The organism is Pseudomonas helmanticensis (genome assembly GCF_900182985.1).
In the GTDB taxonomy this organism is placed as follows: domain Bacteria; phylum Pseudomonadota; class Gammaproteobacteria; order Pseudomonadales; family Pseudomonadaceae; genus Aquipseudomonas; species Aquipseudomonas helmanticensis.
In genome coordinates this window covers 1,992,394-2,011,341 of sequence record NZ_FXUY01000001.1, presented here as the reverse complement: position 1 = coordinate 2,011,341, position 18,948 = coordinate 1,992,394, and the positions used below count along the sequence as shown (strand labels likewise).

Below are 18,948 nucleotides of genomic sequence, written 5' to 3'. Positions count from 1 at the left end.
GACTTAGAGTGAACAAGTCGGAACTGATTGATGCTATCGCTGCATCCGCTGATATCCCGAAAGCTGCTGCTGGCCGTGCGCTGGACGCTGTAATCGAATCCGTCACTGGCGCTCTCAAGGCTGGCGACTCCGTTGTTCTGGTTGGTTTCGGTACTTTCTCCGTGACTGATCGTCCAGCTCGCGTTGGTCGTAACCCACAGACCGGCAAGACGCTGCAGATCGCTGCTGCTAAAAAACCAGGTTTCAAAGCCGGTAAAGCACTGAAAGAAGCGGTCAACTAAGTCGTTACAAGTTTTTACCCATCCGGGTCGGGGTCATCCCTGACTTGGCAGCGGAGCGGTAGAGCAGGTCGCTGAAACAGCTGCCTGTAACGCCGGGATCGAGGGTTCGAGCCCTGTCCGCTCCGCCAGTTACGAGAAGGCGCATCCTCGGATGCGCCTTTCTTCTATCCGGATTCTACCCACGCTCCACGGTTGCCTAATTTTTGAAGTTCAACCGTTTCTGGGGGACGCATGCTGCAGAATATCAGGGACAATTCACAAGGCTGGATTGCCAAGACCATTATTGGGGTCATCGTTGCACTGATGGCCCTGACCGGTTTCGACGCCATTTTCAAGGCCACGACGCACACGAACGAAGCGGCCAAGGTCAATGGTGAAGAAATCAGCCAGAACGAGCTGAGCCAGGCCGTTGACATGCAACGCCGTCAGCTGATGCAACAGCTGGGCAAGGACTTCGATGCTTCCTTGCTCGACGAAAAAATGCTCCGCGAATCTGCCCTCAAAGGTCTGATTGATCGCAAGCTGCTGTTGCAAGGCGCTGAACAATCGAAGTTCGCTTTCTCCGAAGGCGCGTTGGACCAAGTGATCCTGCTGACGCCTGAATTCCAGGTTGACGGCAAGTTCAGCTCCGAGCGTTTCGATCAGGTAATCCGTCAACTGGGTTACAGCCGCATGCAATTCCGCCAGATGCTGGCTCAGGAAATGCTGATCGGCCAACTGCGTGCCGGTGTAGCGGGCAGCGGTTTCGTCACTGACGCCGAAGTGCTGGCTTTCGCCCGTCTGGAAAAACAGACCCGCGATTTCGCCACCCTGAACATCAAGGCCGATCCGGCTGCGGTGAAGCTGACCGACGATGAGGTCAAGGCTTACTACGACGAACACGCCAAGGAATTCATGACCCCTGATCAAGTGGTCATCGATTACCTCGAGCTGAAGAAGTCGTCGTTCTTCGACCAGGTTGCGGTCAAGGACGAAGACCTGCAGGCGGCGTATCAGAAAGAGATCGCCAACCTGTCGGAACAGCGTCGTGCCGCGCACATCCTGATCGAAGTGAACGACAAGACCACCGAAGCTCAGGCCAAGGCGAAAATCGAAGAAGTCGAGGCGCGTCTGGCCAAGGGCGAGAAATTCGAAGCGCTGGCCAAAGAGTTCTCGCAGGACCCGGGCTCGGCCAACAATGGCGGTGACCTCGGTTATGCAGGTCCTGGCGTTTACGATCCAGCTTTCGAAAAAGCCTTGTACTCGCTGAATAAAGATCAGGTTTCCGCGCCGGTTCGCACCGACTTCGGTTTCCACCTGATCAAGCTGCTGGGTGTCGAAGCGCCGGAAGTGCCGACACTGGCCAGCCTGAAAGACAAGCTGACCCGCGAGCTGAAAGCCGCGCAGGTCGAGCAGCGTTTCGTCGAGGCGACCAAGCAATTGGAAGACTCTGCGTTCGAAGCGTCTGACCTGGCCCAGCCAGCGGCAGATCTGAAGCTGACCGTGCACACCTCCAAGCCATTCGGCCGTGAAGGTGGTGAAGGCGTTGCGGCCAACCGTGCCGTGGTCACTGCAGCATTCAGCACCGAAGTGATTGATGAAGGCGCCAACAGCACCGCCATCGAGCTGGATCCGGAAACCGTGATCGTGCTGCGCTCCAAGGAACACCTGAAGCCTGCGCAACTGCCTCTGGAAAGCGTGAACGCGGCCATCCGCACTCAGCTGACCAAAGAGCACGCCAGCGCTGCTGCCAAGACCAAGGCCGAGAAGCTGATCGCTGATCTGCGCGATGGCAAGGCGCCGCTGGACAAGGCGGTTGACGGTCAGAACTGGAAAGCCACCGCAGCGGCCACCCGTGCGCAGGACGGTGTTGATCCGGCCGTGTTGCAGGCATTGTTCCGCATGCCGAAGCCGGCGGCCAAAGACAAGCCGACGTTCAGCAACGTGACGCTGCCGGACGGCAGTCTGATGATTGTGCGCCTGAACGGCGTCAACGAAGCAGCGGCACCGACCGATGAAGAGAAGGCTCAATACCGTCGCTTCCTCGCGTCCCGTGAGGGTCAGCAAGACTTCGCGGCGTACCGCAAGCAGTTGGAAGCTCAGGCCGAAATCAAGCGTTACTGATGCCTGACTGAGCAGCAAGACCAAAAGCCCCGGCCGCAACGCCGGGGTTTTTTTTATTCCGTTCCCACCACGGTCCTTGTAGGAGCAAGGCTTGCAAGCAGGGTCAGCACCAGTAGCGCTGCGACAATCCACGGAAACGCCCCAACGCCAGGGTTATCCAGCAATAGACCACCCGCCAGCCCGCCGCCGGCAATCCCGACATTCCACAGGGTCACCAGCATTGATTGCGCCGTATCGGCAGCAGCTCCCGCCGCTTTCGCCGAAGCGGTCTGCAACAGCGACGGCATAGCCCCGAACGCCAGCCCCCAGACAACCACGGCGACATAGACCACGCCGGCTGAATCGCGCCACACGGCCAGGGTCAGCGCCGAGAGCATGAACAGGGCTGTGCTGATCAACACCAGTTCGCGCAGCCAGCGATCAATCAGGCTACCGACGATCCACAGGCTCAGTACCGAGGCGAGACCGAACGCCAGCAGCACGCGGTCGATGTCGTCTGCCAATCCCGAGGGCTGCAGAAACGGCGCGATGTAGGTGTAAAGAAGGTTGTGGGCCACCACGTAGGTCAACGTCACGAACAACACCGGTCGCACCCCGGGAAGGGTGAACACCTGACGCAAGGGCAGGCGTTTTCCTGCACGTTCGCCGGCAAAGTCCGGCACTTGCCAGCGCACCCAGATCACTAGCAACAGGGTCAGCCCGGTCATGATCGCAAAGCTCAGGCGCCAGCCGACCATGGTGCCTAACAGCGTGCCTGCCGGTATGCCGAGCGACAGCGCCAGCGGTGCGCCGAGCATGGCGACGGTGATGGCGCGACCTTGCAGATGGGGCGCGACCATGCGGCTGGCGTAACCGGCCAGCAGCGCCCAGAGCAGGCCTGCAAACACGCCGGCAATCAACCGCGCGATCAGCGTCAGCCAGTACAGGTCTGACAGCGCGGTAATACTGTTCGCCAGCGCGAATCCGCCAATGGCCGACAACAGCAGCGGCCGTCGTCGCCAGCCGCGTGTGGCGATGGTCAGGGGAATCGCCGCGAGCAGCGAACCGACGGCATAGAGCGTGACCAGTTGGCCGATCAGCGCCTGCGAGACGTTCAGGCCGGCGCTCATTTGGGGCAATAGTCCGGCGGGCATGGCCTCGGTGAGCACCGTGATGAACCCGGCGGTGGCCAGCGCCAACAGCGCACCCAGCGGCAGGTGTTCGCGGTTGGCGGCGGCTTGTATCAGGGGTGGGGAGGTGAGTTGCGCATCGTTCATGATCCAGCGTCCATTTCGAAGGGAGAGACGAAGGCCATAGGGTAGGGCGCTGCGCATTCAGGAAAAACCGGTTATGGTTCCGAACATATCGGACATTGATGTCGCCAATCCCGGAGTGAAAATGGACAGCCTCGGCAGTATTTCAGTGTTCGTACAGGCCGCCGAAACCCGGAGTTTTACCGAGGCCGGGCGCCTGCAAGGGGTTTCGTCGTCGGCGATCGGCAAGAGTATTGCGCGTCTGGAGGCGCGGCTCGGTGTGCGGCTGTTTCATCGCAGCACCCGCAGCATCACCCTCACCGCAGAGGGGGCGTTGTTTCTGGAGCGCTGCCGGAAGATTCTGGCGGAGGTCGAAGCCGCCGAGTTCGAGTTGTGCAACGCCGCCTCGGCGCCCCACGGCAAATTGCGCATCAGCCTGCCGCAGGTGCATGACCTAGTGATGCCGGTCCTGATCGAGTTCATGGCGTTGTACCCGCAGATCGAGCTGGACCTCGATCTCACCGATCGCATGGTCGATGTCGTCGACGAGGGCTTCGACGCGGTGATTCGCACGGGCAAGCCGAAAGATTCGCGACTGATGGCGCGACCGTTGGGCGAGTTTCATCTGGTGCTGGTGGCCAGTGCCGTTTATCTCGATCAGCACGGCGCGCCGCAGATTCCGGCCGATCTGGCTGATCACGCTTGCCTGCGCCACACCTTTCACGCCACCGGAAAACTCGAAGCGTGGCCCTTGCGGCGCGAGGAAGGGAGCGCAGAGCCGGTTTTGCCGACGCGGCTGGTCAGCACGTCGATCGAGGCGGTGAGCCACGCGGCGTTGGCCGGGATGGGGATTGCCTGTCTGCCGGATTTCATGGTCGCCGAGGCGGTCCGCCAAGGTCGATTGCGGCGGGTGCTCGATGCATATGTGGAGCATGACGGGCAGTTTTGGGTATTGTGGCCATCAAGTCGCCATGCCGCGGCCAAACTGCGGGTGTTCATCGATCATATTTCGCAGCGACTTTTTCCCGCAAAGGATGGTCGATAGAGTTGTAAGCGTTTTAAGACACTAATCCGTACTCCGCAGGGCCGCGATCTGTTGCACAATACGCCCCGGACTGTTTTCCCTCAGGATGTTTAATGTTGATTTCCACTCCCTTGCGTGTTGTCGGGTTGGCGTTGTTGGTGGCTGCTGTCGCCGGCTGTTCGAAAGACAAGCCGATGTATGAGCATGAGAATTTCGACGACTCCGGTATGTTTTCGCGCAATTACCCGGTGGCCGATACTGCCAGTTGCGAAGCTGCCCGGCGCGCATTGCTCAGTCAGGGTTACATCATCACCAGCAGTGACCCGAAACTGGTCAGTGGCCACAAGAGCTTCCAGCAGACCGGCGATACGCACCTTGAGATCAGCTTCAACGTGGTCTGCGCCGAAGACAGCAGCGGCAAGCATCACGCGACGATGTTCGCCAACGCCCTGCAGGATCGCTACGCGCTGAAGAAGACCAATAACTCGGCCAGCCTGGGTGTCGGCGTATTGGGTTCGGTGTCGATGCCGATCGGCTCGTCGGACGATTCGATGGTCAAGGTTGCCAGTGAAACGGTGATTTCGCAGAAGTTCTACGAGCGCTTTTTCACCTTGGTCGAGCAGTTCCTGCCGGCTGATGCGAAGAAGGCTGCGCACATCGAAGAGAAACCCAAGGCCGATTTGGGGATGCCGGAACCGAAGCCTGCGCCACTGACGCCGACACCCGCCGCCGAGCCGGCCGCGACTCCCGCGCCTGCACCTGCTGCAGAACCGGCGCCGGCACCTGCTGAAGTGGCCCCCGTGATTTCCGAGCCGGTTGTACCGCCAGCGGAGTCGGCGCCGATCACTCCCGCGCCGAGTGCCGAGCCTGCACCGGCCACGGAAACCATCACACCACCGGTCAATCCGGACATCCCGCCGCCCTCCGAGCCGATTCCGGCGATGCCATCCTCAGGCCAGTAATCCCGCCTGATCCCTGTAGGAGCTGCCGCAGGCTGCGATCTGTTGATCTTGATTTAAAAACCAGGATCAAAAGATCGCAGCCTGCGGCAGCTCCTACCTGGGAAAATTTCTTTACATTCCCCTGACAAAAATCCCGCGATAAATTCCTGACCACCTGCTACGTTTTATTGATGAAGGCCGGGTTTCACTTTTCCTTCATACGGGCAGTTTATGCTCGAGGCACTGGGCATTTGCTCAGGCCCATTCAAGAGAGCAGCAGGGGGATTACGCAATGGATGACTATCAAGAAGAGCTGCTCGAATTCCAGGCCTTTGAACTGGATCAACCGGAACCTGCGGAAGACGCCACCGAGCTGTGAGCTTTAGCTTGTAGCCCTATGCCGTCTGGCGATGGCTGCGACGAAATTCGCCGGGTGTCTGTCCCGTCCAGCGCTTGAACGCTCGCTGGAAAGCTTCGGCTGAAGCAAAGCCGAGCAGATAAGCGATCTCACCGAATGCCAGTTCGGTGTCGCGAATGTAGGTCATCGCCAGATCACGGCGAGTGTCGTTGAGGATCGCGCGAAACTGCGTGCCTTCCTCGGCCAGTTTGCGCCGCAGTGTCCAGGTTGGCAGCTTCAGGCGTGCCGCCACTTCCTCCAGATCCGGTTCGCGACCACCATTGAGCAACGGCCCGAGCAATTGCGTGATGCGTTCGCGCAGGCTGCGGGTGCGCGTCAGCTGTTCCAGTTCGCGCTCACACAATTGCAGCAGATGCCGCCAGGTGCTTGGGCAGTGTTCGGGGTTGCGTTGCGCGAGGCTGTTCAGGCTCAGGCGTAGTTGATTACGTTCGGCGCCGAACAGGATCGGGCAATCCCCCAGCACCGCGTACGCTTCGCGGTAATCCGGCTCGGCGAATTCGATTTCGATGCGTTCAGCGCGCAGCGTTTCGCGACTGACGCTGGACAGCTGCTGCAACCAGCCGGCAATGATCGAATCCACCACAAAGCGGTTGTAGGCGTTGTACGGGCTGATCGAATAGAAACGCAGCCATGCGCCGTTGGCATCTTCGTGAAAGCTCGACTGCCCGCGATAGTTGGAGCCGTACAGTGGTTCGAAACGGATCAGGCAACGGGCGGCTTCGCGCACGGTCGGCGCTTGCGCGGCGGTGACCCCGGCCAGTCCGGCCTGGCTGAGGCGACTCAGTTGGCCCATTCGCAGGCCCAACGCCGGGTCTTCGGTCAGCTGGATCGCCGCGTGCCCCAGGCGCATGTAACGCGGAATCGACAATCGTGCCCCGGCCTCGGCCAGACGGGCGGCATCGAGGCCGTATTGCTCAAGCAGCGGCTGCGGATCGGCAGCATGGCTGCGCACCGCGTCGGCGAGGCTGTGAACGAAACCCACCGACAAATCGCCAAGGCGCATCGGCAGCGGTTTCATGATTTACAACCAGACATTCAGCAAACGCGCGCCACGCGCTTCGCCGTCGGCAAACTGCTGGCCGTTGCTGCTGAGAAAGCTTTGCCCGGAACTCGACTTGTCCCAGAACTGCCCGCGCAGGAACACGCTCACGCCAGCGATCGCGCGACTGCTCGGCGGCTGCGCAGTGAGGGTCAGGCGATGCCAGGCCTGGCCTTCACTGACTTCACCGGGCTTGAGGCTGACCGAGCCCGGCGTGCTCGAACCTTTATAGCCGCCCCACGGTTGATTCCACACGCCATGACCCACCACGAACGCCGGCACCGCGACCAGTTGCGCACCTTGCTCGTTGAGTTTGCGGTAATTGTCCGGATACCAGCTGTCACTGCCGATGAGGATGCCCAAGCGCCCGGCGGGCGTGTCGACGACGTTGATCGCGTGTTGATCTTCGCCCTCGATCACATCGCGTTGATCGAAGATCGGGTGCATCTGCCGCTGCGGTTGCCCCAACGGCACGCCATCGCGACCAAACACCACGCTGCTGTTGAACAGTGCGCCGCTGCCGGGTTTGAGCTGGCCATCGCGAATGCTTGGCTCCGGCAAGACGATCGAGCCGGCCACCAGCGTCACATGAAATTCCTTGGCCAAGCCACCGAACAGCGCCTGATAATCCTTGGCCATCGCCTTGGATTTCATACGTAGATGGGCGTCATCGAGACGACTATTGCCCTTGGCGCTGAGCCAGGCACGGGCGAACAACAGCGGGTTGCTCGCGGCCAGCCAGTTCATCGCTTCGGCGAGGGTCGGCGCCTGATACAGCTCGTCTTTCTCGCCGCTGATCATCAGCCACGTGCCGACATGCTCCGGCAACACCACTACGGTTTTCTCGTTCAACAAGCCTTGATCCTGAGCCTGTTGCAGATACGCCGCGAGTTTGCGGTGCAGGCGTTCGGGGCTTTGATAGTCGGTGGGGAACAGTTCGGGCTGGATGCCCAGCAGGTTGCCGCGGTCGGCAGGCGTGCCCTCATCGACCGCCAGTTTGATGCGCAGGTCCGACAGGTAATGGCCCGCCGGCCGGTCTGCCGCCCACATGGCGTAGGTGGTCAGGACGGCCACGATGGCCATGGAAAATGTCAGGTACAAAAGTTTGCGCATGAAAACCAACAACAGCCGGGTACAGGGTGTGGCGACTAGGGTAGGGCCCATGGCGCCGATTGCCAAGAGGCGCTGCGCATTTGGATCAATAAGTTGTCAGTTACGGTCATTGAGTGACAACGGTGCGACTCTTAGTCTGTGCCACATGACTGACGGGGGACGCAGAGCTCCCGCACTTTTTCCGTGAACGCTCGTTGTGGAGTTACCGATGACCGCCGCTCATTACCCGCACCTGTTGGCCCCGCTGGACCTGGGATTCACCACGCTGCGCAACCGCACCCTGATGGGCTCGATGCACACCGGTCTGGAAGAGAAGCCGGGCGGCTTCGAGCGCATGGCGGCGTACTTCGCCGAACGCGCGCGCGGCGGTGTCGGCCTGATGGTCACCGGCGGGATTGGTCCGAACGACGAGGGCGGGGTGTACTCCGGCGCGGCCAAGCTGACCACCGAAGAAGAAGCGCTCAAGCACCGCATCGTCACCCGCGCGGTGCACGAGGCGGGCGGCAAGATCTGCATGCAGATCCTTCACGCCGGCCGTTATGCCTACAGCCCGAAGCAGGTCGCACCGAGCGCGATCCAGGCGCCGATCAACCCGTTCAAGCCCAAAGAGCTGGACGAGGAAGGCATCGAGAAGCAGATCAGCGATTTCGTCACCTGCTCGGTATTGGCACAAACCGCCGAGTACGACGGCGTCGAGATCATGGGCTCGGAAGGTTATTTCATTAACCAGTTCCTCGCCGCGCACACCAACCATCGCACTGACCGTTGGGGCGGTAGTTACGAAAACCGCATGCGCCTGCCGGTGGAAATCGTTCGCCGCGTGCGCGAAGCCGTCGGCCCGAATTTCATCATCATTTTCCGTCTGTCGATGCTCGATCTGGTCGAGGGCGGCAGCACTTGGGATGAAATCGTCATCCTCGCCAAAGCCATCGAGCAGGCCGGCGCGACCATCATCAATACCGGCATCGGCTGGCACGAAGCGCGGATTCCGACCATCGCCACCAAAGTGCCGCGTGCCGCGTTCAGCAAGGTCACGGCCAAGCTGCGCGGTTCGGTGAGCATTCCGTTGATCACCACCAACCGCATCAACACCCCGGAAATCGCCGAGCAGATTCTTGCCGAAGGCGATGCCGACATGGTCTCGATGGCGCGGCCGTTCCTCGCCGATCCGGACTTCGTCAACAAGGCTGCCGAAGGCCGCGCCGACGAGATCAACACCTGCATCGGTTGCAACCAGGCGTGCCTCGATCACACCTTTGGCGGCAAGCTGACCAGTTGCCTGGTCAACCCGCGTGCCTGCCACGAGACCGAACTCAACTATCTGCCGGTGCAGCAGATCAAGAAGATTGCCGTAGTCGGCGCTGGCCCTGCCGGTCTGTCCGCTGCAACCGTGGCGGCCGAGCGTGGCCATCAGGTGACCCTGTTCGATTCGGCCAGCGAAATCGGCGGCCAGTTCAACATTGCCAAGCGTGTACCGGGCAAGGAAGAGTTCTTCGAGACCCTGCGCTACTTCAAGCGCAAGTTGCAGACGACGAATGTCGAGGTGTGCCTGAACACTCGCGTCGATGTGGCGAAACTGCTTGAAGGCGGCTACGACGAAATCATCCTCGCCACCGGCATTGCGCCGCGTTTGCCAGCGATTCCGGGCGTCGAGAATGCCAAGGTGCTGAGCTACATCGACGTGATCCTTGAGCGTAAACCGGTCGGCAAGCGTGTCGCGGTGATCGGCGCGGGCGGTATCGGTTTTGACGTCTCGGAGTTCCTCGTCCATGAAGGCGTTGCGACCAGTCAGGACCGTGCCGCGTTCTGGAAAGAATGGGGCATCGATACGAAGCTGGAAGCACGCGGTGGCGTCGCCGGGATCAAAGCGGCGCCGCACGCTCCGGCCCGTGAAGTGTTCCTGTTGCAGCGCAAGAAAACCAAGGTCGGCGATGGCCTGGGTAAAACCACTGGCTGGATTCACCGTACCGGTTTGAAGAACAAGCAGGTGCAAATGCTCAACAGCGTTGAATACCTGAGCATTGACGACGAGGGTTTGCACATCCGCATCGGCGAAGCCGGCGAGCCGCAATTGCTGGCGGTGGACAACATCGTGATCTGCGCGGGGCAGGATCCGCTGCGTGAGCTGCACGATGGCTTGGTGGAAGCCGGGCAAAACGTGCACCTGATCGGCGGCGCCGATGTCGCGGCCGAGCTAGACGCCAAGCGCGCCATCAACCAAGGCTCACGCCTCGCCGCTGAACTGTAAACACCCCTGCAGGAGCTGCCGCAGGCTGCGATCTTTTGATCTGGGTTTTCAAAAACAGGATCAAAAGATCGCAGCCTGTGGCAGCTCCTACTAGTATGTGTTTTTTTCAGATCATGCTCTGCTCATGTTTGCCCACGCCCCCCTCGAACACCTTCATCTGGACTGGCTCAGCGCTGCCGGCATTGAGGTCGCGATCCTGCGCCTCGACCAGATTGACCCGCTGATCAGCGGCAATAAATGGTTCAAACTCTCTGAACACCTCAAAGCCGCCGAGGGTGCCGGTGCTGAAGGCATCATCAGTCTCGGTGGTGCTCACTCCAATCATCTGCATGCGTTGGCGGCGGCGGGCAAACGGTTGGGATTCAAGACTGTCGGGCTGTTGCGTGGGCATGCGCAGGAAACGCCGACCGTGCAGGATTTGCAAGCGTTCGGCATGCAGTTGCACTGGTTGGGTTACGGCGGCTACCGCGCGCGGAATGAGCCGGGGTTCTGGGAACCTTGGCAGGCGCAGTACCCGCAACTGTATGCGGTGCCGGAGGGCGGCGGTGGATTGGCCGGCGCGCTGGGTTGCGCTGCGCTCAAACAGCAACTCGATACACAATTGCCCACGCTCGGCTGGAGCGATTACCACGGCTGGTGGCTGGCCTGCGGCACCGGCACGACATTGGCCGGGTTAGTGCTGGCGGAGGCGGGGGCGCATCCGGTGTTTGGCGCACTGGCGGTGCCGGAGGATCACGGTGTGGCGCCGCACATCGAGGCGATCCTGCAAGCAGCAGGATTGGCGAATGCGGGCTACGAGTTGATCGAGGCCAGCCGTGGTGGTTTTGCCAGGGTTGATTCGGCGTTGCTCGCGTTTATTGAGCAGACCGAACAGGCTAGCGGTGTGCCCTTGGAACCGCTCTATACCGGCAAAGCGCTGATGGCCCTCAAGGAACAGATAGAAGCAGGCAGATTTGCCAGCGGCACACGACTGATCGTCGTCCACACCGGCGGCCTGCAGGGCAGACGCGGTTTCAGCACCTGTCCCTGACCGCACCCTATTTCTGTCATATGGAGATTCATTGTGGCGAGGGGATTTATCCCCGCTGGGCTGCGAAGCAGCCCCAATTCAGCCCACACTGTTCAGTCTGACACACCGCGTTTTGAGGTTTTGGGGCTGCTTCGCAGCCCAACGGGGATAAATCCCCTCGCCACAGTGGTTTGCAGTGCCACAGATAGATTCCATTGCCAGCCACAGTGATCTGTATTGCCTCAGATAGATCCCATTGCCAGCCACAATGGTTTGCAGTGCCTCAGATAAATGCCAGCAACAATGGATGTATTGCCACAGTGAGATCCCGGTGGTTTCACCCGCGCTTGGGCATCATCCGCAGCAGCGTGTTATCGCCTACCACGTAATGGTGATAGATCCCCGCCAGCGCATGCAGCCCGATCAGCCAGTATCCGATCGTGCCGATCAGCACGTGCCAGTGCTCGACCTGCTTGGCGAAATCCTTGTTCTCCGCAACCAGCAGCGGCAGATCAAAGCCATAAAACATCACCTGATGCCCCTCGGCGCTGGTAATCAGCCAGCCGAGAATCGGCATGCTGATCATGAACAGGTACAGCGCCCAGTGCATCAGCCGCGCCAGCACGGTTTGCCATTGCGGCGAAGCGGGGAAGATCTTCGGTGCCGGGCCGAGGCTGCGCGCGAGCAGGCGAAACCACACCAGCACGAACACGGTCAGGCCAAGCATGTAATGCACTTCGCGGATCAGCGTGCGGCCGCCGCTGCCTTTGGGGAAGAAACCGCGCAATTCCATGCTGGCGTACACCAGCACCAACAACACCAGCATCAGCCAGTGCAGCAGCACCGACACAGTGCTGTAGCGCGATTCTGAACTTGTCCACGGCATACGGTGTTTCCTCACAGATCAGGGTCAAAACGGCCGTTCTTGTGCGACGGCATGCTTTAACTGTAATCCGCTTTGGCGGATTTGCCTGAAGCTGATCGGACTTTCAATGCTCTGAGTCAGGGGTTCTACCTAAAAAAACGCCAGTGTCGGTCAGACACTGGCGTTTTTGTTTGCCGCGCATAACGCAATCAGCTCGTCTGCGGCATCTCACCCTTGGCCAGACGCTTGTTGATGTCGGCAATCACTTCCGGCAAGTCAGTGATGGTGTCGATCATATAGTGCGGGCGCGAGCTTTCGAACAGTGCGTGAATGCGTTTGCGTTCGCTGGCCAGTTCATCGCTGCCCAAGGCGCGGAAACCGGCGTAATCCAGGCCCAGCGCATTGCCGGAGCAGATCAGCGCGACCGTCCACATCCCGGCGCGGCGGCCTTCGAGGATGCCGGGCACGGTGTCGTCGATCTTCACGCAGGCACCGACATCGTCGATGCCCAGTGCAATTACGTTGGCCAGTGCTTGAGCCGGCCATGGGCGACCGTTCGGCACTTCGTCGGTGGCGACCACGTGGTCGGCGACATAACCGTTGCTGGCGGCCAGTTCGACGACTTTATCCATGACCTGTTTCGGGTAGCCGGAGCACGAACCGATCTTGATCCCTTGCTCGCGCAGCTTGGCGATGGTTTCCAGGGCGCCGGGAATCAGCGCCGAGTGTTCGGCAATCTTCTCGATCTGCAGGGGCATGAAACGCTTGTAGATCGCGGTGACGTCATCGTCGGTCGGCGTGCGGCCGAAGACTTTGCGATAACGCTCGGCGACTTGCGGCTGATCGCAGAGGGTACGGATGTGATCCCACTTGCCCATGCCCATCGGCCCGCGGGCTTCTTCGATGGAAACCTGTACATCGAATTCGGCGAAGGCTTCGACGAAAATCTGCGTCGGCGCGAAAGAACCGAAATCGACCACGGTGCCGGCCCAGTCGAGGATCGCGGCTTGCAGCTTGCTTGGATTGACGTAGTTCATGGCAATTAAATTCCTGATTTGGCAATGCAATTCAAACTGTGGGAGTGAGCCTGCTCGCGATGAGGGCGTGTCAGTCGACAAAAAATGTTGAATGTTCGACCGCTATCGCAAGCAGGCTCACTCCTACAGGGGATTTAGGGTGGGTTTTAGATGTCGAGGACTTCCATTTCGCGCAGCACTTCGCCCACCGCCGCGACGGCCTGGCGCATTTCGTCCGGGCTGACGTGGCCGATGCAGCCGACGCGGAAGGTTTCGACCTGAGTCAGTTTGCCGGGATAGAGGATGTAACCCTTGGCCTTGACCCGTTCGTAGAAGTCCTTGAACTGGTACCGCGGATCGTTCGGCGCATGGAACGTGGCGATGATTGGCGCCTGAATCGCCGCCGGCAGGAAGCTGCGCAAACCGAGTTTGGCCATCTCTTCCATCAGTGCCTGACAGTTGGCGGCGTAGCGCGCATGCCGCGCCGGCAGGCCACCTTCTTCGTTGTATTGCAGCAATGCTTCGTGCAGCGCCGCGACCACGTGGGTCGGCGGGGTGAAGCGCCATTGGCCGGTTTTCATCATGTAGGCGTGCTGGTCGAACAGATCCATCGCCAACGAATGCGAATTGCCGGCGGCAGCCGCCAGCGACTCTTTGCGGGCGAAGACAAAACCCATTCCCGGCACGCCTTCCAGGCATTTACCGGAGGCCGCGATCAAGGCATCGAACGGGACTTTTTGCGCATCCACCGGCAACGCTCCGAAGGAACTCATGGCATCGATGATCAGGCGTTTGCCGTGTTGCTCAACGACTTCGGCGATTTCCGCCAAAGGATTAAGAATCCCGGTGCTGGTTTCGCAGTGGATCAGCGCGACGTGAGTGATGTCGCTGTCGGCGCGCAGCAGACGGTCGACGTCGGCGGCGGTGGTCGGTTCATCTTCAGCGGTTTCAAAAGTGCTGAACGAGCGGCCGAGCACTTCGCAGATCTTCGCCAGACGCTTGCCGTAGGCACCGTTGATCAGCACCAGGACTTTGCCGTCACGCGGCACCAGAGTACCGATCGCCGCCTCGACGGCGAAGGTGCCGCTGCCCTGCAACGGCACGCAATGGTGAGTGGCCGCGCCGTTGAGGATCGCCAGCAATTGTTCGCACAGGCTGGCGGTCAGTTGATTGAAGCGGTCATCCCATGATCCCCAGTCGACCATCATCGCCTGACGGGTGCGGGCCGAAGTGGTCAACGGGCCGGGAGTGAGCAGGATGGGTTCGGCGATACTCATTCGTGTGTCCTCGGATAGCGCTGTGGGATGAAGCTACGGGGCATACGTTGCAATTCGGCGTTGCATCAATCAAATTGTTTGTTGTTATGCCAGCCATCAGCGAGAGCTATTCATGAATCTGTTTCAGCTGCGCGCCTTCGACGCCGTGGCCCGCGAAGGCAGCTTTACCCGGGCTGCTGCGCGGTTATTCATCAGTCAGCCGGCGGTCACCGGGCACATCAAGGCGCTGGAGGAGCACTACCAGATCACCTTGCTGCGGCGCACCGCGCGACGAGTGGAGCTGACCGAGGAGGGCACAAAACTGGCGGCGATCACCCGGGCGATGTTCGGCCTCGCGGAAGAGGCGCAGGTGCTGCTTGAGGCCAATCGACAATTGCTTACCGGGCGTCTGGAAGTGGCGGCGGACGGCCCGCACATGGTCATGCCGATGCTCGCCAGCCTGCGCGCGCGGTATCCGGGGATTACCGTGAATCTGCGCTTGGGCAATGCGCAGGAAACCCTCGCGGCGCTGTTGTCCGAGCATGCCGATGTGGCGGTGCTGACTGAAGTCGAACCGCGCAAAGGCCTGCACCTGCAAGGCTTGAGCGAATCGCGGATTTGCGCGTTGGTGCCGGCAACGCATGCCTGGGCGACGCGCGCGGGGGAGGTCAAGCTCAAGGAGCTGGATCAGGTGATCATGGTGCTGCGTGAACCGAGTTCGATCACCCGGCGTACCTTTGATCAAGCGTGTGAACAGGCCTCGATTCATCCACGGGTGTTATTGGAACTCGATAGCCGTGAGGCGGTGACGGAAGCCGTCGCCGCTGAGCTGGGTGTCGGTGTGGTGTCATCGGTGGAAGTCAGCCATGACCCGCGCGTGGTGGCGATTCCGATCATCGGCGACGGCCTGGTCAACCGGCACATGATCGGCTGCATGGAGCGGCGCCGGGATTTGCGTTTGATCCAGGCGTTTTTCGCGTTGGCGCCTGGCTGACCTCAGGCGCAGTCGCGGCATCCAGTTCAGGCCATGGTCAATTGCGGCTGAGCCGGCAGGATCGCGGTACTTTTTCGGGTGATTTCGATTCTTGGGTAATTCGCCTGCTTCAGCTGCATGCTCTCCAGTTGGTCCAGCGCGGCGGCAGGATCATTCAATGGCAGCGTCTGCAGCAATTGCACATCGAGGTTCCACCACTGACTGTCAAGCAAGCGTGCAATGGTGTGCGGGTCATGCCGGTATTTGATGATTTTCGCCGGGGTGCCGGCAACGATTGCGTAAGGCGGAACATCCTGGGTCACCAGCGCGCGCGTCGCGATGATTGCGCCGGTGCCGACCTGCACGCCTTCGAGGATCATCGCGCTGTGGCCGATCCACACGTCGTGACCGATCGTGACGTCGGCCACCACCGGGTCGAAGATCAGGGCGGTATCGGTGTACTGAAAGGGGTGAGAACTGAGCCAGTCGGTTGGATGAGAGCTCTTTTGCTGGCCGATAAAGCAGCGGGTACTGATCGAGCAGAAGCGGCCAATGGAGGAAACCGCAGACAGTACGCAATCACTTCTGATGTAGGTGTGCGCACCGATGGCGAGGTGTTTCGACTCGATCACCACGTGGCCGATGCTGACGTGTTCTTCGAGCGTCAGTGTCGATCGCTTGTGCAACGAAAAAATCCCGCCGGCGACTTTGCAGGCATGCTGGCGAATGGATTTTTTCCAGAAATGATTCCGAACTGAATTTATTATTTTCTTCACGATGCGTACTTCGATTCCATGGTCGAGCCGCGACAGGCTCGATGCGTCTCAGACGGTGATGCTGCGAAATTTTTTGTGACAGATGGCAAGGCGCCAGTGTAGCTGACGTTCAGGTCAGGGCACAGCTACACCAGACTCTCGCGCACCATCTGCAAAAACGTCGCCACCACCCGCCGCGAACTCTGCTCGCGCAGGCACACCAGCGTCTCCGTCAGCCGGCGCGTGCAATCAATGATTGGCAATGCGCAGACCCGCGAATCCGCACCAAACTCTGCCGCCGACACCACCCCCACGCCAATCCCCACCACCACCGCCTCGCGCGCGGCTTCGCGGCCTTCAACCTGAATCGCCGGGCGAATGCGAAACCCGGCGCGGGCCATTTCTTCCTCCAGCGTCTGCCGTGTCACCGAGCCGTGTTCGCGCAACACCAACGGCGTGTCATCGAGGTCCGCCAGGCAAATCGATTCACGCTCGGCCCACGGGTGATGGCGTGAGACGAATGCGACCATCGGGTCGTTGCGCAGCGGCACGCAGAGCAAACGCTCGTCACTGACATCGCGCCCGAGCAACGCCAGATCGGCCTGATAGTTGAACAGGCGAAACAGCGATTCATCGGTGTTGCCAGTCTCGATTTTCACGCTGATCCCCGGATAACGCTCACAGAACCGCGCGATCTGCGGCAACACGTGCACCGGCGCATCGACTGCCAGAATCAGGCTGCCGGTCTGCAGGGCCTGGGATTCCTGCAACAATTCCTGCGCTTCGGCTTCAATCACGAACAGGCGCTGGGTGATCGCCAGCAAGCGCTCACCAAGATCGGTCAGGCGCACGGAACGCTTATTGCGGTGAAACAGCAGAACGCCGAAACGCTCCTCCAGTTTGCGCACCTGGTCGGATATCGCCGGTTGCGTGAGAAAAAGCCGCTCGGCGGCTTTGGTGAAGCTTCCATGCACGGCCACGGCATGGAAGGCTTTGAGCTGGGCGTGGGAGACGGACATGAATGCTCCAGTAACAAGCTGAGCTTATGTGTGAAATACGATAAATCGATTTTATTTATTAAACAGTAATTGCTTTGATCGGCTCACGCCATCGCTGACTGCTCGTTCGGGAGCAGCAATGGCCATGAGCCTGTGCGTGCAACAGCAGGACTCATCTGACCGGTATCGCCATAGGGATGGGGGGATATCGCAGTGCTCAACAATAAAAACACAGGCGTTTTTCTTAACGATTCTGCCGGCACACTCACACCCTGAGGTCAGAACCACCATGAACAAGCACATCGGCACCATTGCGCGTTGGCGCGTGCAGATCTTCGCTGTCACCTGGCTCGCGTACGCCGCTTTCTACTTCACCCGCAAAGCTTTCTCGGTGGCCAAACTCGGCATCGCCGAAGACCCCACCTTCATGCTCGACAAGATGGCCATGGCCAACCTTGATGCGATCTATCTGGCGGCTTACGCCATCGGCCAATTCACCTGGGGCATGCTCGCCGACCGCTTTGGCCCACGGGTCGTGGTGCTTGGCGGTTTGCTGATTTCCGCCGCAGCGGCGCTGGTGATGGGTAGCTACGCGACACTACCAATCTTCGCTACCTGCATGTTGATTCAGGGCCTGGCGCAGTCCACCGGGTGGTCGGGGTTGTGTAAAAACCTTGGCAGTTTCTTCCCTGCGCAACAGCGCGGGCGGGTGCTCGGTTTATGGAGTTCCTGCTACGCCTTCGGTGGTCTGGTGGCTTCGCCGTTTGCCGGCTGGTGGGCGTATACGCTGGTGGGCAGTTGGCACGCGGCGTTTATTTCCAGCGCAGCGGTGGTCGCGGTGGTGGCGGTGGTGTTCTTCATCTTCCAGCGCAACAAACCGGAAGATGTTGGCCTGCCGGCGGTCGAGCCGGAGCCGGAACTCAGCGCAGAGGAGACCGAAGCCAACAGCAAACTCAGCGTCTGGGAACCGTTAAAGGAAATCCTGCGCAATCGCACGGTGCTGGTGCTGGGCCTGGCGTATTTCATGCTGAAACCGGCGCGTTACGCGATTCTGCTGTGGGGCCCGGTGATTGTCTTCGAGCAAATGCCCAGCGTTGGCAAGGTCGGTGCGGCAATCATTCCGACCTCGTTCGAGCTGGCCGGTCTGCTTGGGCCGATCATGATTGGCCTGGCCTCGGACAAGCTCTTCGGCGCCCGGCGCATGCCGGCCTGCGTGCTTAGTCTGCTCGCACTGACCGTGACGCTGGCGCTGTTCATGGGCGCTCTGCACACCGGTAGTGTTTTGCTGGTGGTCGCACTGCTGTTTGTCATGGGCCTGACCCTGTACGGCCCGGATTCGATGATCAGCGGCGCAGCGGCCATCGACTTCGGCAAAGCCAAGGCCGGTGCCACGGCGGCCGGTTTCGTCAACGGCTGCGGATCGGTCGGTGCGGTGCTCGGTGGCTTGTTGCCGGGTTACTTCGACTCAGTCACGGTGTTCATCGTGTTTGCCGGTTGCGCGCTGTTTTCGGCGCTGGTGCTGATTCCGCACTGGAACAGCCGCCCGGTCGGTGTGATGGAACCACGCGCCTCCATCCCCAATTGCCCGTTGACGATCAAACCCCTGCGTTCCTGAAAACCCTTGCCTCGCGGCCTGCTGCGACGCACGCGGCAGGCTGTGGCGTGGCCAACTGACTG

General features: G+C 60.4%; 16 protein-coding genes. 8 read left to right on the top strand and 8 right to left on the bottom strand.

All coding sequences use genetic code 11. The annotated features are described in order from the left end of the window. Positions 1-8 precede the first annotated feature (8 nt). Both QOL84_RS09010 and QOL84_RS09005 read left to right on the top strand, forming a co-directional pair. A complete protein-coding gene (locus QOL84_RS09010) occupies positions 9-281 on the top strand; it encodes an HU family DNA-binding protein (protein WP_008077714.1) in 273 nt (90 codons plus the stop codon). Positions 282-512: 231 nt separating this feature from the next. Continuing rightward, positions 513-2,384: a SurA N-terminal domain-containing protein gene (locus QOL84_RS09005; RefSeq protein WP_283436981.1), complete on the top strand. Its 1,872-nt coding sequence runs from the start codon at positions 513-515 to the stop codon at positions 2,382-2,384. Between the two features lie 53 nt (positions 2,385-2,437). On the opposite strand, the gene QOL84_RS09000 is transcribed toward QOL84_RS09005, so the two are convergent. Then, positions 2,438-3,640: an MFS transporter gene (locus QOL84_RS09000; protein ID WP_283436980.1), complete on the bottom strand. Its 1,203-nt coding sequence runs from the start codon at positions 3,638-3,640 to the stop codon at positions 2,438-2,440. A gap of 121 nt (positions 3,641-3,761) precedes the next feature. Between QOL84_RS09000 and QOL84_RS08995 the strand changes: the two genes are divergently transcribed. After that, positions 3,762-4,661, top strand: coding sequence for a LysR family transcriptional regulator (locus QOL84_RS08995; RefSeq protein ID WP_283438643.1), 900 nt, complete (start codon positions 3,762-3,764; stop codon positions 4,659-4,661). A 92-nt stretch (positions 4,662-4,753) separates the two neighbouring features. After that, positions 4,754-5,602: a DUF2242 domain-containing protein gene (locus QOL84_RS08990; protein ID WP_283436979.1), complete on the top strand. Its 849-nt coding sequence runs from the start codon at positions 4,754-4,756 to the stop codon at positions 5,600-5,602. 374 nt (positions 5,603-5,976) lie between these two features. Here the strand turns inward: QOL84_RS08990 and QOL84_RS08985 are convergent, their stop codons facing one another. Further along, positions 5,977-7,017 (bottom strand): AraC family transcriptional regulator, encoded by a 1,041-nt coding sequence (locus QOL84_RS08985; protein ID WP_283436978.1) that lies wholly within the window; start codon positions 7,015-7,017, stop codon positions 5,977-5,979. 3 nt (positions 7,018-7,020) lie between these two features. Beyond that, positions 7,021-8,151: a nitrilase-related carbon-nitrogen hydrolase gene (locus QOL84_RS08980; RefSeq protein ID WP_283436977.1), complete on the bottom strand. Its 1,131-nt coding sequence runs from the start codon at positions 8,149-8,151 to the stop codon at positions 7,021-7,023. A gap of 208 nt (positions 8,152-8,359) precedes the next feature. Between QOL84_RS08980 and QOL84_RS08975 the strand changes: the two genes are divergently transcribed. Then, positions 8,360-10,399, top strand: coding sequence for an NADPH-dependent 2,4-dienoyl-CoA reductase (locus QOL84_RS08975; protein ID WP_129392014.1), 2,040 nt, complete (start codon positions 8,360-8,362; stop codon positions 10,397-10,399). A 124-nt stretch (positions 10,400-10,523) separates the two neighbouring features. Further along, the gene (locus QOL84_RS08970; protein ID WP_283436976.1) at positions 10,524-11,429 is read left to right on the top strand and encodes a 1-aminocyclopropane-1-carboxylate deaminase/D-cysteine desulfhydrase; all 906 of its coding nucleotides are present in this window, start codon (positions 10,524-10,526) and stop codon (positions 11,427-11,429) included. A 316-nt stretch (positions 11,430-11,745) separates the two neighbouring features. Here QOL84_RS08970 and QOL84_RS08965 read toward each other — a convergent pair whose 3' ends face one another. The 3 genes from QOL84_RS08965 to QOL84_RS08955 form a co-directional block, all read right to left on the bottom strand. Further along, entirely contained in the window at positions 11,746-12,294 is a 549-nt protein-coding gene (locus tag QOL84_RS08965) for a cytochrome b (RefSeq protein WP_283436975.1), read from the bottom strand. Positions 12,295-12,482: 188 nt separating this feature from the next. Next, positions 12,483-13,310, bottom strand: coding sequence for a phosphonoacetaldehyde hydrolase (gene phnX / locus QOL84_RS08960; RefSeq protein ID WP_283436974.1), 828 nt, complete (start codon positions 13,308-13,310; stop codon positions 12,483-12,485). 146 nt (positions 13,311-13,456) lie between these two features. Then, a complete protein-coding gene (locus tag QOL84_RS08955; protein ID WP_283436973.1) occupies positions 13,457-14,566 on the bottom strand; it encodes a 2-aminoethylphosphonate--pyruvate transaminase in 1,110 nt (369 codons plus the stop codon). 112 nt (positions 14,567-14,678) lie between these two features. On the opposite strand from QOL84_RS08955, the gene QOL84_RS08950 reads away from it, so the two are divergent. After that, positions 14,679-15,539, top strand: a complete 861-nt coding sequence (locus QOL84_RS08950; protein ID WP_283436972.1) for a LysR substrate-binding domain-containing protein — start codon at positions 14,679-14,681, stop codon at positions 15,537-15,539. 26 nt (positions 15,540-15,565) lie between these two features. Here the strand turns inward: QOL84_RS08950 and QOL84_RS08945 are convergent, their stop codons facing one another. Both QOL84_RS08945 and QOL84_RS08940 read right to left on the bottom strand, forming a co-directional pair. After that, positions 15,566-16,294, bottom strand: coding sequence for a CatB-related O-acetyltransferase (locus QOL84_RS08945; protein WP_283436971.1), 729 nt, complete (start codon positions 16,292-16,294; stop codon positions 15,566-15,568). Positions 16,295-16,419: 125 nt separating this feature from the next. Then, the gene (locus tag QOL84_RS08940) at positions 16,420-17,292 is read right to left on the bottom strand and encodes a LysR family transcriptional regulator (RefSeq protein ID WP_129392037.1); all 873 of its coding nucleotides are present in this window, start codon (positions 17,290-17,292) and stop codon (positions 16,420-16,422) included. Positions 17,293-17,560: 268 nt separating this feature from the next. Here QOL84_RS08940 and QOL84_RS08935 point away from each other — a divergent pair, with 268 nt between their 5' ends. Then, entirely contained in the window at positions 17,561-18,886 is a 1,326-nt protein-coding gene (locus tag QOL84_RS08935) for an MFS transporter (RefSeq protein ID WP_129392040.1), read from the top strand. Positions 18,887-18,948: the final 62 nt, after the last annotated feature.